Genomic DNA, 13503 nt, shown 5'->3' on the forward strand with positions numbered 1-13503 from the left:
GGTACCGGACCAGAACCGGACCGCAAAGGAGTTTCCTATGCTCACCACCCGTTTCGTCACCGGATCCCCCAACTGGATAGACGTGTCCACGCCGGACCTGCGGGCCGCCGCGGATTTCTACACCGGACTGCTGGGCTGGACCTTCGCGCCCGGCGGCCCGGAATTCGGCGGCTACAGCCAATTCCTGGTGGACGGCAAGGCGGTCGGCGGCGCCATGCAGGTCACCGCGGATCAGGGCGAGCCGGGCTGGACCGTCTACTTCCAGTCGCCCGACAGCGACACCACCGCCAAGGCCGTCGCCGCGAACGGCGGCACCGTCCTCGCCCCGCCCATGGACGTGGGCAGCCTGGGCCGGATGGCGGTGTACACCGATCCCGCGGGCGTCGTCTTCGCCTCCTGGCAGCCGGGGGACATGGCCGGCCTCGAAGCAGTCAATACGCCCGGTTCGCTGAGCTGGCTCGAGCTGTACACCGGTGACGACGCGGGCGCGCAGCCGTTCTACAACGCGGTCTTCGGCCACGCCTTCACCACCATGGACATGCCCGAGGGCGAGTACACCACGATCAACCCGGCCGACCAGGGACCGGACGAGATGTTCGCGGGCATCGTCCCGCTGGACAGCGATCCGGTGGAGGCGGCCGGCGGCCCGTACTGGCTGACCTACTTCGAGGTCGAGGATGTGGACGCGGTCGTGGCCAAGGCGCTCGAACTCGGCGGCGCGGTGCGCTCACCGGCGGTCACCATGGCTGGGGCCGGACGCTTCGCCAAGCTGTCCGACCCCTTCGGTGCCCGTTTCGGCGTGATCCACGGGGAGAATCCGCCGAGCTGAGTGGCGGCCGAACTCAGCCGAGTTGGGCCTGCGCCGGCTCCGCCGCGAGTCGCACCGCGTGCGCGCCCGCGCGGCGTCCGGAGAACACGCAGTCCGCGATCGAGAGACCGCTGACGTAGGAGTTCGAGCAGACGCCGACGGCCGCGCGCCCAGCCGCGAACAGACCGGGGATGGTGCCGCCGTCCTCGGTGCGCACCGCCCCGGTGTCCTCGTCGACCAGCAGTCCGCCCAGGGTGAGCATGGGCATCGGGTAGCTCAGCCGTGCCTTGAACGAAATGTCCAGCAGCGCAAAGGGGCCCGCGACCAGGGAACGCCGGATGTCGGCGGGTTTGCCCATGGGATCGGGCAGATTCGCGGTGATGGCGCGATTGTGGGCGTCGACGGTCTTGCGCAACGCGGCCGGTTCGATACCCGCGCGGGCGGCGACCTCCTCGATGGTGTTGCCGCTCACCCGGCCCACGCGCAGCAGTCGTTCGGACTGCATGCGCTGGAACCACACCGACTGCGGGCCGAGCTGACGGCGCGCTTCGGCCTCCAGGTCGGCGTCCAGCAGCAGCCAGGCGCGATTGCCCGGGCTGGTGGCAATGGCGGCGCCCAGCGCCGCTCCGTACCGGGACTCGTCGATCATGCGCTGGCCGTTGGCGTCGACGGCGATGGAACCGAAGAACGCGCTCGGCGGCGCGATGAAGCGCCACGTCGACATCGCGTCCATCTTGCCGGTGGCCGCGCCGATCTCCTGTGCCATGGCGATGCCGCTGCCGTCGTCGCCGGCGGTGCCCAGCGGCAGGCCCTCGGCCCACGGGTAGTCCGGGGCGTGCTTGTTCACCATGTCGCCGTTGGCGATGAAGCCGCCGGTGGTGACGATGACGCCCGAGCGAGCCTGAATGCGGATGGGATGGCCGTAGCGGCGCTCGAGCCGATCCAGTTGCGCCTGAACGGCTTTGCGCAGACCCGGGTGGTACACACCGGGTTTGGCGGAGATCTTGGACAGCAGCCGGAAGCGGCGCAGGATCTTGGGCGGCGCGTCGGCCAGGGTGGTGGCGTGGACGCCGACCACGCGCCCGTCCTCGACGATGAGTCCCGTTGCCCGCGTGGCGGTCTGGGCCCGGACCCCGCGCTTGGCGGCGGACGCGGCCAGCGGCTGGAAGATCTTCTTGCCCGAGACGCCGCGCCCGTGCGCGCGATGCCCGCGCTGGCTCGGCCGCGCCAATTCGCGGAAGCCGCCGGAGTTCTCGCTACCGGAGTAGTACAGGTAGTGATCATCGGTCGGGTAGGAGGTCTTGTACGGGCACAGCGACGGGTCGAACGGGACGCCGTGCCCGGTCATCCAGTCGATCATGCTCGCCGAACCCTCGCAGAACCGGCGCAGCGTCTGCTCGCTCACCGCGTCGCCGACCTCGGCGCGCAGGTAGGCCAGCATGTTGTCGACATCGTCCTCGACGCCGGCCGCGCGCTGCACCCAGGTGCCGCCGCCCGCGTAGACGATGCCGCCGGACAGCACCGTCGCGCCGCCGCCGATGTACCGGTCGATGGCCAGAACCTCCGCACCGGTTTCGCGCGCCGCCAGCGCGGCGGCCACGCCGGCCCCGCCGTATCCGACGACGACCACATCGGCCGAAGTGTCCCAGGTTCGCATCGTCGCGTCGCCCACCTTCCGAACGGAGTCACCGTCCACCCTTGGCAAATGGACAGAACGATAACGCGTTCTAGTGGCGTGCGCCACGCGGGTGCGGTGTCCGAACTGTAGCGTATTCAGGCCGAGATGTGGGCGGTGACCTCGCCGATGTACGCGCGGAAGAGCCGTCCCATGTCCACTCGGTCCGGGGCGAGCAGCCACTGCAGCTGTAACCCGTCCATCATCGCCAGGATCTGCCGGGCGAGGGCGAGGGTGTCGACATCGGCGCGGATGTCGCCGTCGGCGATGCCGTCGTCGAGGGCGCCCGCGAGGAAGGTCTCGACCGTGCGGTAGCGCTGCACCACCCAGTCTCGGGCGGGGTGGTCGGCGGTGACGGCCTCGCCGGTGACCACGGTGAACAGTCGCACCAGGCCGGGGACGTGCGCGTTGTGCTCGACCAGTTGGGCCAGGCGGTCCAGTGCCGCGATGCCGCGCGGGCGGCGCTCGAACCCGAGTCGTTCGTAGTCGAGGCGGTCGCGCTGGTCCAGGACGGCCGAGAGCAGCGCGGCCTTGGTGGGGAAGTAGTGCAGCAGGCCGGGCTGGGACAGCCCGCAGCGCGTGGCTATCTCGGCGATCGAGGCGTGGCGATATCCGTTGTCGGCGAAGGTTTTCAGGGCCTCGTCGATGATCTGCTCGCGCCGGTCCTCGCCCCGTCTGCGGCGTTGGGGATGGGGACTCATGAGCACGGACAGTAGTCCGTGCCCGGGGGCGGCCCGAATCGCCGAGGATCACGAAACGATAACTTTACCTAGTGTCCGCTCGGTAGGCCGGCGGGGCGCTGGCACACTCGGGTCGGCGGGACCGGGCCGCGCCAACCGCGGCGGCCGATACGCCGACACCCGGCGCGAACCCTCGATCTTCTGGGAGGTACAGGCATGAACGACGGCATCGACGACCTGCTCGCCAAGCTGGACCTGGAGGCCAAGATCCGGCTCGTCTCGGGCTCGGGGGTCTTCCGATTCGCGGGCGAGGAGAGCATCGGCCTGGCCGAGATGCCGGTATCGGACGGCCCGTCGGGGGTGCGCGGCGAGCTGTGGGACGAGCGCGATCCGTCGGTGAGCCTGCCCTCGGGCACCGCGCTGGCCGCGACCTGGGACCGGGAACTGCTCGGCGAGATCGGCGCGCTCATCGCGGCCGAGGCGCGCCGCAAGAACGTGTACGCGGTGCTGGGCCCGACCATCAATCTGCACCGATCACCGCTCGGTGGACGGCATTTCGAGTGCTTCTCCGAAGACCCGGTGCTGACCGGGGAGATGGCCGCCGCCTACGTGTCCGCCGTACAGGCGCACGGGGTGAGCGCGTGCCCGAAACACTACGTGGCCAACGACTCCGAGACCGAGCGCTTCACCGCCGACGTCATCGCCGACGACCGCACCCTGCGCGAGCTGTACCTGCACCCGTTCGAGCGGGCGGTCGGCGCGGGCGCGTGGATGATCATGGACGCCTACAACTCGGTCAACGGCGTCACCATGACCGAGAACCCGCTGCTGGCAGAGCCTTTGAAGGGCGAATGGGGATTCGACGGTGTCGTCGTCTCGGACTGGACCGCCGTGCGCAGTACCGCCGGCGCGGCCGCGGGCACCGATATCGCCATGCCCGGGCCCTGGGAACTGTGGGGCGCGCCGCTGCTCGCGGCGGTGCGCGCGGGCGAGGTGCCCGAGGCCGCGATCGACGAGAAGGTCCGCCGCATACTGCGATTCGCCACCCGGGTCGGCGCGCTGAACGACGATCCGGTCGTTCCGCCCGCGTTCACCGACGAGGCCGCGCAGCGACTGGTGCGCACGGCCGCCGCCAGGGCCATGGTGCTGGCCCGCAACGACGGCACGCTGCCGCTGGGCAAGCCGGCCACCGTCGCCCTGCTCGGTGCGGCCGCCGCCGAACCGCGCTTCATGGGCGGCGGCAGCGCCACCGTGATTCCGGGGCACACGACCTCGCCACTGCGGGGGCTGTCGGACGTGTTGCCGGTGCGGTACACCCCGGGCGTGCATCTGAGCGATCACCTGATCCCGGTTCCGCTGCACCTGGTCACCGATCCCGAGACCGGTACCCCCGGACTGTCGCTGCGCTATCTCGAGGGCGAGACGATCCTCGAGACCGAGCACCGGACCGCGGGCAACCTCATGCTCTTCGGTAATCCGAATGCCCAGCGCGCCGACGCTTTCGAGCTCACCGGCAGGCTTCGCGCCGACATGGCGGGGGAGTGGCGGATCGGGTTCGCCGGGGTGGGCGCGCTGCGCCTGGACATCGACGGCGAGCCGGTGCTCGAGGAGACCGTGCTGCCCGAGGGCAGCGATCCGGTCGAGCTGCTGCTGAATCCGCCGCAGCGCTTCGTGACCCGCGAACTCGCGGAGGGCGAGCAGGTCGAGGTGCGCATCCGGCTCGCGCCCGCCCTCGCGCAGGGGCTGCCCGCCATGGGCATCACCTACGCGGTGGGCCGCCCGCGCCGCGCGGCCGACGAGGAGTTCGCCGCGGCCGTGGAGCTGGCGCGCACCAGTGAGGTGGCCGTGGTCGTGGTCGGCACCACCGAGCAGATCGAATCCGAGGGCTTCGACCGGAAGAATCTGGACCTGCCCGGCCGGCAGAACGAACTGGTCGCCGCCGTCGCCGCGGTCAATCCGCGCACCATCGTGGTGGTGAATTCGGGTGCGCCCGTGGAACTCCCGTGGCGGGACGAGGTCGCCGCGGTGCTGCTGACCTGGTTCCCCGGACAGGAGTTCGGCGCGGCGCTGGCCGACGTGCTCACCGGCGCGGTCGAACCCGGCGGCCGCCTGCCCACCACCTGGCCCCGGACGTTGGCCGATGTGCCGGTGGTGGACACGAAGCCCGCCGCCGACAACACCCTGCCCTACACCGAGGGGATCCACATCGGCTACCGGGCCTGGCTGAAATCCGGTGTGGCCCCGGCCTATCCGTTCGGGCACGGCCTGGGCTACACCACGTGGGCGCTGTCGGACCTCGCCGTCACCGGCCGGACCGCGACCGTCACCGTGCGCAACACCGGCGACCGGCCCGGCCGCCAGGTGGTGCAGGCGTACCTGTCCCGCCCCGGCAGCGCGGTCGATCGACCGGTCCGCTGGTTCGCCGCCTTCACCGCGGTCACCGTGGGGCCCGGCGAATCCGTCACCGCCACGGTCGATGTGCCCGCGCGAGCTTTCGAACACTGGACCGACAGCGGCTGGACCGTCGAGCCGGGCGCCTTCACCCTGCACCTCGGCACCTCGGTCGACGACCTCCCGCTGACAGCCGAGATCGACTGACCCCAGTGTCTTTCGGACGCGCGGTCGCCGGTGTACCCGGCCCGGGGAGACCTCGGCCTCAGGCGAAGTTCTTCTCCAGCAGCAGATCCACGATGTTCGGGAACAGGTCGGGGAAGTCCATCGCGACGATGCCGTAGTGGGCCGGGCGGGAGCGGTTCTCGGTGAGGTACTGCTCCACCTTGGGCAGGATGGCCTTGGCGTTGTCCTTGGGCCAGGCGTTGTCGGCGTAGCTCAGGAAGTTGATGTACTGCAGGGTGTTGTCCGGATCCGCGGCTGCCCTGTCGAAACAGGCTCGCACGTCTTCGAACTTGTTGCCGCCGGAGGAAGCCGTGTCACCGGAACCGCTCGCCGATCCGCCGGCCGAGCCGCTCGCCGAGGCGGTGTCCAGGCCCATCAGGCCCTTGCCCTTGTACCGATCCTGGAGGTGGAAGCGGCTGTCGGTGAACGTGCCGTTGTCACCGGACGGCCAGCGTAGGGCGGGCAGGGAATTGGCGAACTGGGTGATCAGCACGATGCGGCCGCGCGCCTCGCCCAGGGTGGGTATGCGGTCGCCGATCCAGAACAGCGGGCGGTAGCCCTTGGTATCGAGGTAGCCGTCGAAGATGCGGGCGAAATCCGCGCCGACGTCGTTCTCGGTGCCGTCCTCCTTCTTGACCCGCATGACGAGCACCTCGTCGGGGCTGCCGGTCAGGAAGGTGCGGCAGCGATTCAGGACGCCGTCGAAGGTGATGTCCTGATAGGCGGGGCCGTGATAGACGCCGAACGAATCGTCCATGTGGTCCTGCAGGCCGTTGCAGCGGATGTCGAGGAAGCGGATGCCGCGCTCGAATTGCTCGGCCAGGTCCCAGTTCTGGGTGTGCGACCACTCGGTGCCGTTCGCCGGATCGACGCACACCGAGTCGTGGGTGCCGGGAATGGTCAGCCGCAGCAGCGAGGTGCTGTCGGCCAGACCGGACATCCAGGAGCGGGGCGCGCCGAGGGTCCGGCGCAGCGGTGTGGCCAGGGCGCCCGGCGCGGCGAGTCCGGCGGCGGCGGCGCCCGCGGCGGCGGCCACGGTGGCACGGACGAACTCTCGGCGAGTCAGCTTCATTCGGGTCCCTCGGTCTGCGAGCTTCGCACGCGAGCGTGCGTATTCGAGCCGGGAGCCTAACTTGGACGCTGGACCAGCATGGCGGATTCGGTGGATTCCCACCGCCGGGAATCCGGTCCGAGTGCGGTGATCAGGCCGTTTCGGTCGTGAGGGTGATCGTGGTCCAGCCGCCGACGTGGATGCGATCGCCCGGGCGCAGTGGCACGGGCGTCCGGACCGGGATCGGCGTCGGGCTGTCGTTGACGCAGGTGCCGTTGGTCGAGCCCAGATCGGTGACCGTCACCGTCGCGTCCGCCAGGCGCAGGATGGCGTGCGAGCGCGACACCGCGATGTCGGCGGGGGCGATGGACAGGTCGATCTCCGGATTCACCCCCTGCGAGGAGCTGCGCTTGCCGATGAGAACGTCGCCCTCCGGCAACGGAATTCGGCGCGCCGGATAGTAGGCGGGGAAGTCCACGCGATCCATGTCCGGGCCCTTCTGGGCGCGCATGCGCTGAAAATGCGCGGGATCGGCGGTGATGGTGGCCACCCAGGTCGCCGCCGCGTCCGCCACGGTAATCGGCACCGCGGGGGCATCGGTCACCGTCGGCGCCGCGACCGGCTCCGGCGCGCCGAGCACCGAATCGTGGCCGCAGTCCTCGCAGTAGCGGCCCTCCATGAGCGCGCCGCAGCCCGGGCACTGGGTGACCTGCAGGGTGGTCGCCTGCGGTTCGCCCACCATGGGCGAACCGCAGTAGTCGCAGTAGTCGGTGGCGGTGGACTCGTGGCCCTCGGGACACCTCGGCATCACGCGTCCGCCTCCCCGCGCACGCGAACGGTCTTGCGGGACCGCACGTTCAGCGCCATCTCGTCGGCGGCGTCGACGCTCGCGCGCAACCGGACGGTGCCGGTGCTCTCCTCCACCTCGACCACCGCCGCGAGCAGTTTGGCGGTGTTCTCGTTGCCGGACTCGCGCGCCAGCTCGACCGCGCGCTGCAATTTCGCGGTGGCGGCGGCGATATCGCCCCGCTTGCGCGCCGCCAGGCCCTCCTGGACGGCCTGCGCCAGTTCGGCCTGCCCGGTGTAGTGGGCCAGGCGGCGGCTGATCCGCGCGGACAGATCGGTGTCGGTGGTCCACACCGCCTTCACCAGGCCCTGGCCGATCACCTCGCCGTCGGCGACGACACTGACTCGGGCGGCGAGCTTCTCGCGTCCGGCGGGGGCGGGCTCGAGTTCGAGCTGAATGTGGTACCCGCGCTCTTCCGCGCCCCACGGCCCCAGCGGATACTCCCCGATCTGCGCGGCCGGTTCGGTGCGGCGTCCGGTGAAATCCTCCAGCGTCGGATCCACCTGCTTGAGCAGTTTGACGCGCGCGCCCACCGGCGTCCAGACCCGCAGGGTCAGCTCCGGAATCGCCTTGGCCAGTGAGGAATGCATCATGGCGGCGAAATCGGCGGCGAGCAGATCGGGGGTTTTGACGATGTCGACCGTCCCGTGCAGCGCCGCCGCGATGGCCTCCAGTTCGGCGGGCTCCCAATCGGTTCCGACGCCGCGGCAGTCGCAGGTGAACAGGCCCTGGGAGGCACGGATCTCGGTGGCCAGCCGCTCGGAGGTCTCATGCTCGTTGCGGCCGTCGGTGAGCAGGATGGCGTGCACCATGGCGGCGGGATGCCGCTGGGCGATCATGCGCGACAACCCGAGCCAGGTGCCCATCGCGGTGCCGCCGTGCGGACGCAGCTTGTCCAGCGCCAGCCGCGCGGCCTGCCGGGTCTCGCGGTCGGCCACCGCGGTCGCACCGTCGCGCGGGAACACCACCTCGGCCTTGTCGGTGCCCTCGACGATGGCGAACCGGCAGCCGTCGGGCAGCACGTCCAGCGCGGCCAGCGTGGCGCGGCGGGCGCCGGGGAACTTGTCCGCCCCGGCCATGGACCCCGAGCAGTCGATGATCAGGATCTCCACGCGCTCCTGCGCGGGGGCGGCCACCACGAGATCGTCGGTGGTCTCGACGCTGATGATGGCGTCGACGGTGCGCACGCCCTCGGCCAGGTACTCGTTCTGATCGATGAAGACCGAAAGACCGGGTGTCTCAGCAGAACTCATGGTGCATCTCCTACTCGCTCGGAGAACGGAACGGGAACCAGTGCGACGGTGATGTTGTCCTTGCCACCGGCCTGCAGCGCGTAGTCGACCAGCGCGCGGGACGCGGGGACCGGAGCGCCGGCGGTGGCGATGCGCGCCAGATCCGCCGGTTCGGGCAGGTAGTTCCAGAGACCGTCACTGCACAGCAGCAGCACGCCGGGCTCGGCGATGTGGGTGGTGCGCACGCAGTCGGGGGACCAGCTGTGCCGGTCGTTGTCCGCGCCGAGCCAGCGGGTCAGCACGTGGGCGTGCGGGGCGCTCATGGCGGCGTCCTCGTCCATGGCGCCGGAGTTGATCAACTCCTGCGCGAGCGAATCGTCCAGGGTCAGCCGCAGGGACCCGGTGGGCTCGGGCCGGAGCCAATAGGCCCGGCTGTCACCGACATTGGCGATGGTGACGCGCGCGCCCCCGGTGTCGTCGAACAGCACCAGCGCCGAGACGTAGGTGCAGGACGGCGAGCGGCCGTCGGGGGTGCCGATGTCGTGCACCGCTTTTCCGGCGGCGGTGAGCCCGGCCAGCACCGCCTCCTCGGCGGGGCACGCGGCCGACAGCGCCGCGAGGGTGGCCTCGACCCCGGCGCGCACCGCGGCGCCCGAGGCCGCCTGCGGATCCTCCGAACTCGACACCCCGTCGCAGACCGCGATCACCACGCCCGCCGCGCCGCCGGCGTCGGTCAGGCGGGCGGCCGCGACGGCGTCCTCGTTGTGCGCGTGACTGTGCCCGCGATCGGTGACCACGCAGGTGATTTCGAGATCGGCTTCGAAGCGGTCCCGTTCGCGCGGGCGCTGACCACAGCCCGCGCAGAAACCGTCGGCGTCGAAATCGACTCCGCCGCAGCCGTCACAGGGGCCGGGCGCGGTATCGGCGAAGGTGACGGTGGTCCCGGTCAGCGGCGCCGGAGCGAGCGCGGGATCACCCGCGGGCAGGGTGACCGCGGCGGGCGCGAACACGCCGCCGCCGGGCGGCAGCGCCACGCGCTGCGGTACGAGTTCACGGCCGCACTCCTCGCAGAAGCGGTCCGTTTCGGCGGCGAACGCTCCGCAGGCTCCGCAGCGGGCGTTCACAGTGTCGTCCTGGGGCGGACGGTGTTGGCTTGTTCCACGAGGGCGATGCGCTCCCACATATCGTCGGTCTCCCGGGCCAGCTCCCGGTAGCAGCGTTCCAGTCCGGTCCGCACGCCCTGCTGATCGAGGGTCACCCCCAGCAGCGGCGCGGGATCGACGGGTACCCGGCCCAGGCGCAGCCATTGCAGCGCCGCGTCCAGTACCCGCATACGTGCCTGTGCGGCACGACGTTTGGAGTCCAGGGTGAGGTGTTCGATCCGGGCCCCGGCATCGCGCAGCAGGGCCTCGGTGAGCTCACCCGGGCGGTCGACGGCCAGCAGGATGTCGACCGCGGTCACCCCGGCCTCGGTGTGCACCGCCGAGGCCCGGTCCACCTGATCGAGGACCGCGACCGCGCCCGGGCGGTCGGGCACCGAGCGGCGCAGGCGAGCCGCGCCGAAGGCGGCGCTGGCGTAGGAACGGTCGGTGCGCCAGACCATCTCGTAGTACTGCGCCGAACGGCGCAGGGCCGGTTCGGGATCCGCGCCGTTGCCGTGGCGCGCCATCAGCTCGGCGGTGACCGCGAGCGCGAGCTTGGGCGCGGGCTCGCCGGGCAGCGCGGTGTACAGCGCGTCGAGTTCCCCGGCGGCCGCGGACCACTCCCGTCGCAGCAGGAGCAGTTGACTGCGATACCAGGTGGGGCGCCAGTCACCGGCGAACGAGTCGTCCAGCTCGGTCAGGCGGCGGTCGGCCTCGGCGATGTCGCCGAATTCCAGTGCGGCGCGCAGCAATCGAAGCGGAATTTCCACCGATTCGTCTTTACCGGTGATGACCGCCTTCAAACCCGCGGTGAGCTCGCGTTCGAGCTCGTCGGGCCGAATCGCGGTGGAACTGGCGAGCAGGGCCGCGCCGCTGTCGGCGGGATCGACCAGCGGGACCGGCAGCGCGGCGATGATGGCCGCGGGATCATCGGCCAGCGCGTCCCCGATGCCGAAGACCGCGCGCGGCGGACCGAAGCACGCCGACAGACCGGGCCGGGCCTGACCGTCCTCGGCGGCGAGCACTTCGCGCAGTACGCCGGTGAGCTGGTCCGCCATCTCCTCCATCGACCCGAAGCGGGCCGCCGGATCGTCGTGGGTCGCGCGCAGCAGGAAGCGGTGCAGCGAATCGTGCCGGGCCAGCAGGGGTTCGGCGTCCGGGGTCGGCAGCGGTCCGAGTTTGCCGTCGACCTGAGGGATCTTCATGAGCAGCACCGCCAGGGTGCGGCCCACCGTGTAGCCCTCCGAGGCGATCGTCGGCCCGGTGTGCGCGAGCTCCGGCGCCTGGTAGCCCGGGGTGCCATAAATGGGGCTGTCCTTGTCGTTCATGCTGATCACCGCGCCGAGGTCGATCAGGATCAACTGTTCCTCGGCCTGCATCACGTTGTCCGGCTTGAAATCGCAGTAGGCCAGCCCGCGCGAGTGCAGATAGCCCAGCGCGGGCAGCATCTCGAGGACGTACGCGATGGCCTGGGCCGGCGGCAGATACGTGCCGTCGGCCGCACGCCTGCGCCGGAGCAGCTCCTTGAGCGAGGTGCCGCCGACGTAGTCCATGACGATGTATCCGACCGGTACCCCGTCCGCGCCGATCTCCTCGGTGAAGTTGTGGATCGACACCACATTCGGGTGTTTGACCCGGGACAGGAAGCGGCGCTCGGCCACCGCCGCGCGCATGGCGTCGGCGTCCCCGGTGTTGAGCAGGCCCTTGAGCACCACCGGCCGGAAGTCGAGTTTGTGGTCGATGGCCAGGTAGATCCAGCCCAGGCCGCCGTGCGCGAGCGGGCCGAGCACCTCGTATTGGTTGGCGAGCAGCTCACCGCGAACCAGCTTGGGCGTGAACGAGAATCGGGTGCCGCAGTTGCCGCAGAAACCCTCGGCGCGGCCGGGCTTGTCGCCGCGGCTGCGCCCCACCGGCTGATCGCAGTTCCCGCAGTAGCGCTGGTTCTCGGGCACCATCGGGTCGGCCAGCACGGCCGAGGCGGGATCGATGGGCGCGACCGGCGGGATCTTGACCATGCCCGCGCCCAGCCTGCCCCGCCCGGCCTGGCCCGAGCGCGAACTGCCGGTGCGCACCGAATGGCTCGCGGACCAGACGGTGCTGCCCGCGGAGACCTGGCCGGAGGCGGGGCCGAGCGTGCCGCTGTGCGCCACGGCGGCGGGCGCGACCGTCGTGGGCGCGGCGGTCGGTTGCGGCGCGGGCGCGAATCCGCAGACATCGCAGTAGCCGTCCGTCCCAACGGTTCCGGTGCAGTCCGGTTCGGTGCACTTCACGGTCGTCTCCCGGATTTCTGCGCGATGAGCTGGCGATAGTCCGCGACGGCGCGCGTGCAGGCGGCCAGGTCGCAGGGTTTGCGGGTGAGCAGACCGGTGGCGATGCGGTCGGTGGCCAGGACGTCGCGGTCCTCGCCGACGCCGAGCCGGGCCGCCTTGGCCCGGTAGGCGGTCAGCCTGCCGCGCAGTTCGGACCGCCGGTCCAGCAGGCCGAGCGCGACCTCCTCGGACTCGGCGGCCGCGGCGATGGCCGCGGTCAGGCGCCGCCGCAGGTCGAGCAGTCGATCGGCGGGCGCGGCCGAATCGGCTGCGAGCGTGTCGAGTTCGGCGCCGAGCGCGCCGCTGTCGTCGGCGTGGCGGGGGAGCGGGCCGGTCAGGATGGTCCGCTCCACCGCGACGCGGGCGAGCTCGGCGCGCGCCCGGGTGTCGCGCAGGGTGTCCATCCGCGCCCGCAGGCGGGCGATCGCCGCGTCCCGGTCACGGGTGACGGCCTCGAGTTCGGCCAGGCGCGCGGTGAGATCGGCCAGCCGGGTGGTGATCTCGCCCAGCCCGGCGTCGAGCTCCGACCTGGTCAGGGACAGCGGGTCGGTGTCGGCGCGCGCGGCGAGGGCGGCGAGATCGGCGGTGAGGGACCGCGATTCGGGCAGCGCCGCCGCGGCGGCGAGCTCGGCCCGCACCGGTGTCATCCGGTCCACGGCGCGCCGGTGTGCGGCCTCGATCGCGTCGAGCACCTCGACGATGCCGGGGAATTCGGCGCGCATCCGGTCCACCAGCTCCCGGAAGCCCGCGTGCTCGACGTGTTCGGCCGGACCGTCGAGTGTGCGCCGCGCCAGCGGAATCGCCACGCGCGCCAGTTCCACGGGCTGCCCGCGCAGCAGCCGGGTGAGCTCGGCGCGGTCCCGGGGCTCGAGCCGGCGCTTGGCGCGCGCGGTGCGCACCCGCTCGAGCAGATCGCGCAGGTGCCCGAAGTCCACCCACAGCCGGTCGAGCGCGGTGTGAGCCGGAGCCCAGCGTTCGGCGGTGCGCCCGGTGGGCGGGCAGCGGCGCACCAGGTGCAGGCCGGCATGGCCGTCCACTTCCACCAGGGTGGTGGCGATGGCGTCGATTTCGCCTGCGCGCCTGCCGATGTCGCGGTCGATCTCGGCGGTGGTCAGCGCGCGGCCCGATGTCCCCGTCATGGCC

The 13503-nt window shown here is 71.4% G+C and carries 10 protein-coding genes; 2 read left to right on the plus strand and 8 right to left on the minus strand.

Annotated features, from left to right (window positions below):
• Positions 1–37 precede the first annotated feature (37 nt).
• Positions 38–829, plus strand: a complete 792-nt coding sequence (locus tag ACWIGI_RS01015) for a VOC family protein (protein ID WP_454200274.1) — start codon at positions 38–40, stop codon at positions 827–829.
• A 13-nt stretch (positions 830–842) separates the two neighbouring features.
• On the opposite strand, the gene ACWIGI_RS01020 is transcribed toward ACWIGI_RS01015, so the two are convergent.
• Both ACWIGI_RS01020 and ACWIGI_RS01025 read right to left on the minus strand, forming a co-directional pair.
• Entirely contained in the window at positions 843–2480 is a 1638-nt protein-coding gene (locus ACWIGI_RS01020) for an FAD-binding protein (RefSeq protein WP_454200275.1), read from the minus strand.
• A gap of 101 nt (positions 2481–2581) precedes the next feature.
• On the minus strand, positions 2582–3184 hold the full coding sequence (locus ACWIGI_RS01025) for a TetR/AcrR family transcriptional regulator (protein WP_454200276.1): 603 nt from the start codon (positions 3182–3184) through the stop codon (positions 2582–2584).
• A 195-nt stretch (positions 3185–3379) separates the two neighbouring features.
• Here ACWIGI_RS01025 and ACWIGI_RS01030 point away from each other — a divergent pair, with 195 nt between their 5' ends.
• Positions 3380–5761 carry a beta-glucosidase gene (locus ACWIGI_RS01030; RefSeq protein ID WP_454200277.1) on the plus strand — a complete coding sequence of 794 codons (2382 nt, stop codon included), beginning with the start codon at positions 3380–3382 and terminating at the stop codon, positions 5759–5761.
• 58 nt (positions 5762–5819) lie between these two features.
• Here ACWIGI_RS01030 and ACWIGI_RS01035 read toward each other — a convergent pair whose 3' ends face one another.
• From ACWIGI_RS01035 to ACWIGI_RS01060, 6 genes are all read right to left on the minus strand, one after another.
• Positions 5820–6851: a phosphatidylinositol-specific phospholipase C gene (locus ACWIGI_RS01035; RefSeq protein WP_454200278.1), complete on the minus strand. Its 1032-nt coding sequence runs from the start codon at positions 6849–6851 to the stop codon at positions 5820–5822.
• 130 nt (positions 6852–6981) lie between these two features.
• Positions 6982–7638, minus strand: coding sequence for an FHA domain-containing protein (locus tag ACWIGI_RS01040; RefSeq protein WP_454200279.1), 657 nt, complete (start codon positions 7636–7638; stop codon positions 6982–6984).
• Positions 7638–8930: a VWA domain-containing protein gene (locus tag ACWIGI_RS01045; protein ID WP_454200280.1), complete on the minus strand. Its 1293-nt coding sequence runs from the start codon at positions 8928–8930 to the stop codon at positions 7638–7640. Before ACWIGI_RS01045 ends, ACWIGI_RS01040 begins: the two co-directional genes overlap by 1 nt.
• Positions 8927–10033: a PP2C family protein-serine/threonine phosphatase gene (locus ACWIGI_RS01050; RefSeq protein WP_454200281.1), complete on the minus strand. Its 1107-nt coding sequence runs from the start codon at positions 10031–10033 to the stop codon at positions 8927–8929. Before ACWIGI_RS01050 ends, ACWIGI_RS01045 begins: the two co-directional genes overlap by 4 nt.
• Positions 10030–12321 carry a tetratricopeptide repeat protein gene (locus tag ACWIGI_RS01055; RefSeq protein ID WP_454200282.1) on the minus strand — a complete coding sequence of 764 codons (2292 nt, stop codon included), beginning with the start codon at positions 12319–12321 and terminating at the stop codon, positions 10030–10032. The genes ACWIGI_RS01050 and ACWIGI_RS01055 overlap by 4 nt, the downstream gene beginning before the upstream one ends.
• Complete coding sequence (locus ACWIGI_RS01060) at positions 12318–13499, minus strand: hypothetical protein (RefSeq protein WP_454200283.1); 1182 nt, start codon at positions 13497–13499, stop codon at positions 12318–12320. Before ACWIGI_RS01060 ends, ACWIGI_RS01055 begins: the two co-directional genes overlap by 4 nt.
• Between the last annotated feature and the right edge of the window lie 4 nt (positions 13500–13503).

It is taken from the genome of Nocardia sp. NPDC055321 (genome assembly GCF_053645575.1).

Excerpts from the sequence above, each read along its gene's own strand:
- ACWIGI_RS01015 (WP_454200274.1), top strand. The coding sequence starts at position 38 with ATGCTCACCACCCGTTTCGTCACCGGATCCCCCAACTGGATAGACGTG.
- ACWIGI_RS01025 (WP_454200276.1), bottom strand. The coding sequence starts at position 3,184 with ATGAGTCCCCATCCCCAACGCCGCAGACGGGGCGAGGACCGGCGCGAG.
- ACWIGI_RS01030 (WP_454200277.1), top strand. The coding sequence starts at position 3,380 with ATGAACGACGGCATCGACGACCTGCTCGCCAAGCTGGACCTGGAGGCC.
- ACWIGI_RS01035 (WP_454200278.1), bottom strand. The coding sequence starts at position 6,851 with ATGAAGCTGACTCGCCGAGAGTTCGTCCGTGCCACCGTGGCCGCCGCC.
- ACWIGI_RS01040 (WP_454200279.1), bottom strand. The coding sequence starts at position 7,638 with ATGCCGAGGTGTCCCGAGGGCCACGAGTCCACCGCCACCGACTACTGC.
- ACWIGI_RS01045 (WP_454200280.1), bottom strand. The coding sequence starts at position 8,930 with ATGAGTTCTGCTGAGACACCCGGTCTTTCGGTCTTCATCGATCAGAAC.
- ACWIGI_RS01060 (WP_454200283.1), bottom strand. The coding sequence starts at position 13,499 with ATGACGGGGACATCGGGCCGCGCGCTGACCACCGCCGAGATCGACCGC.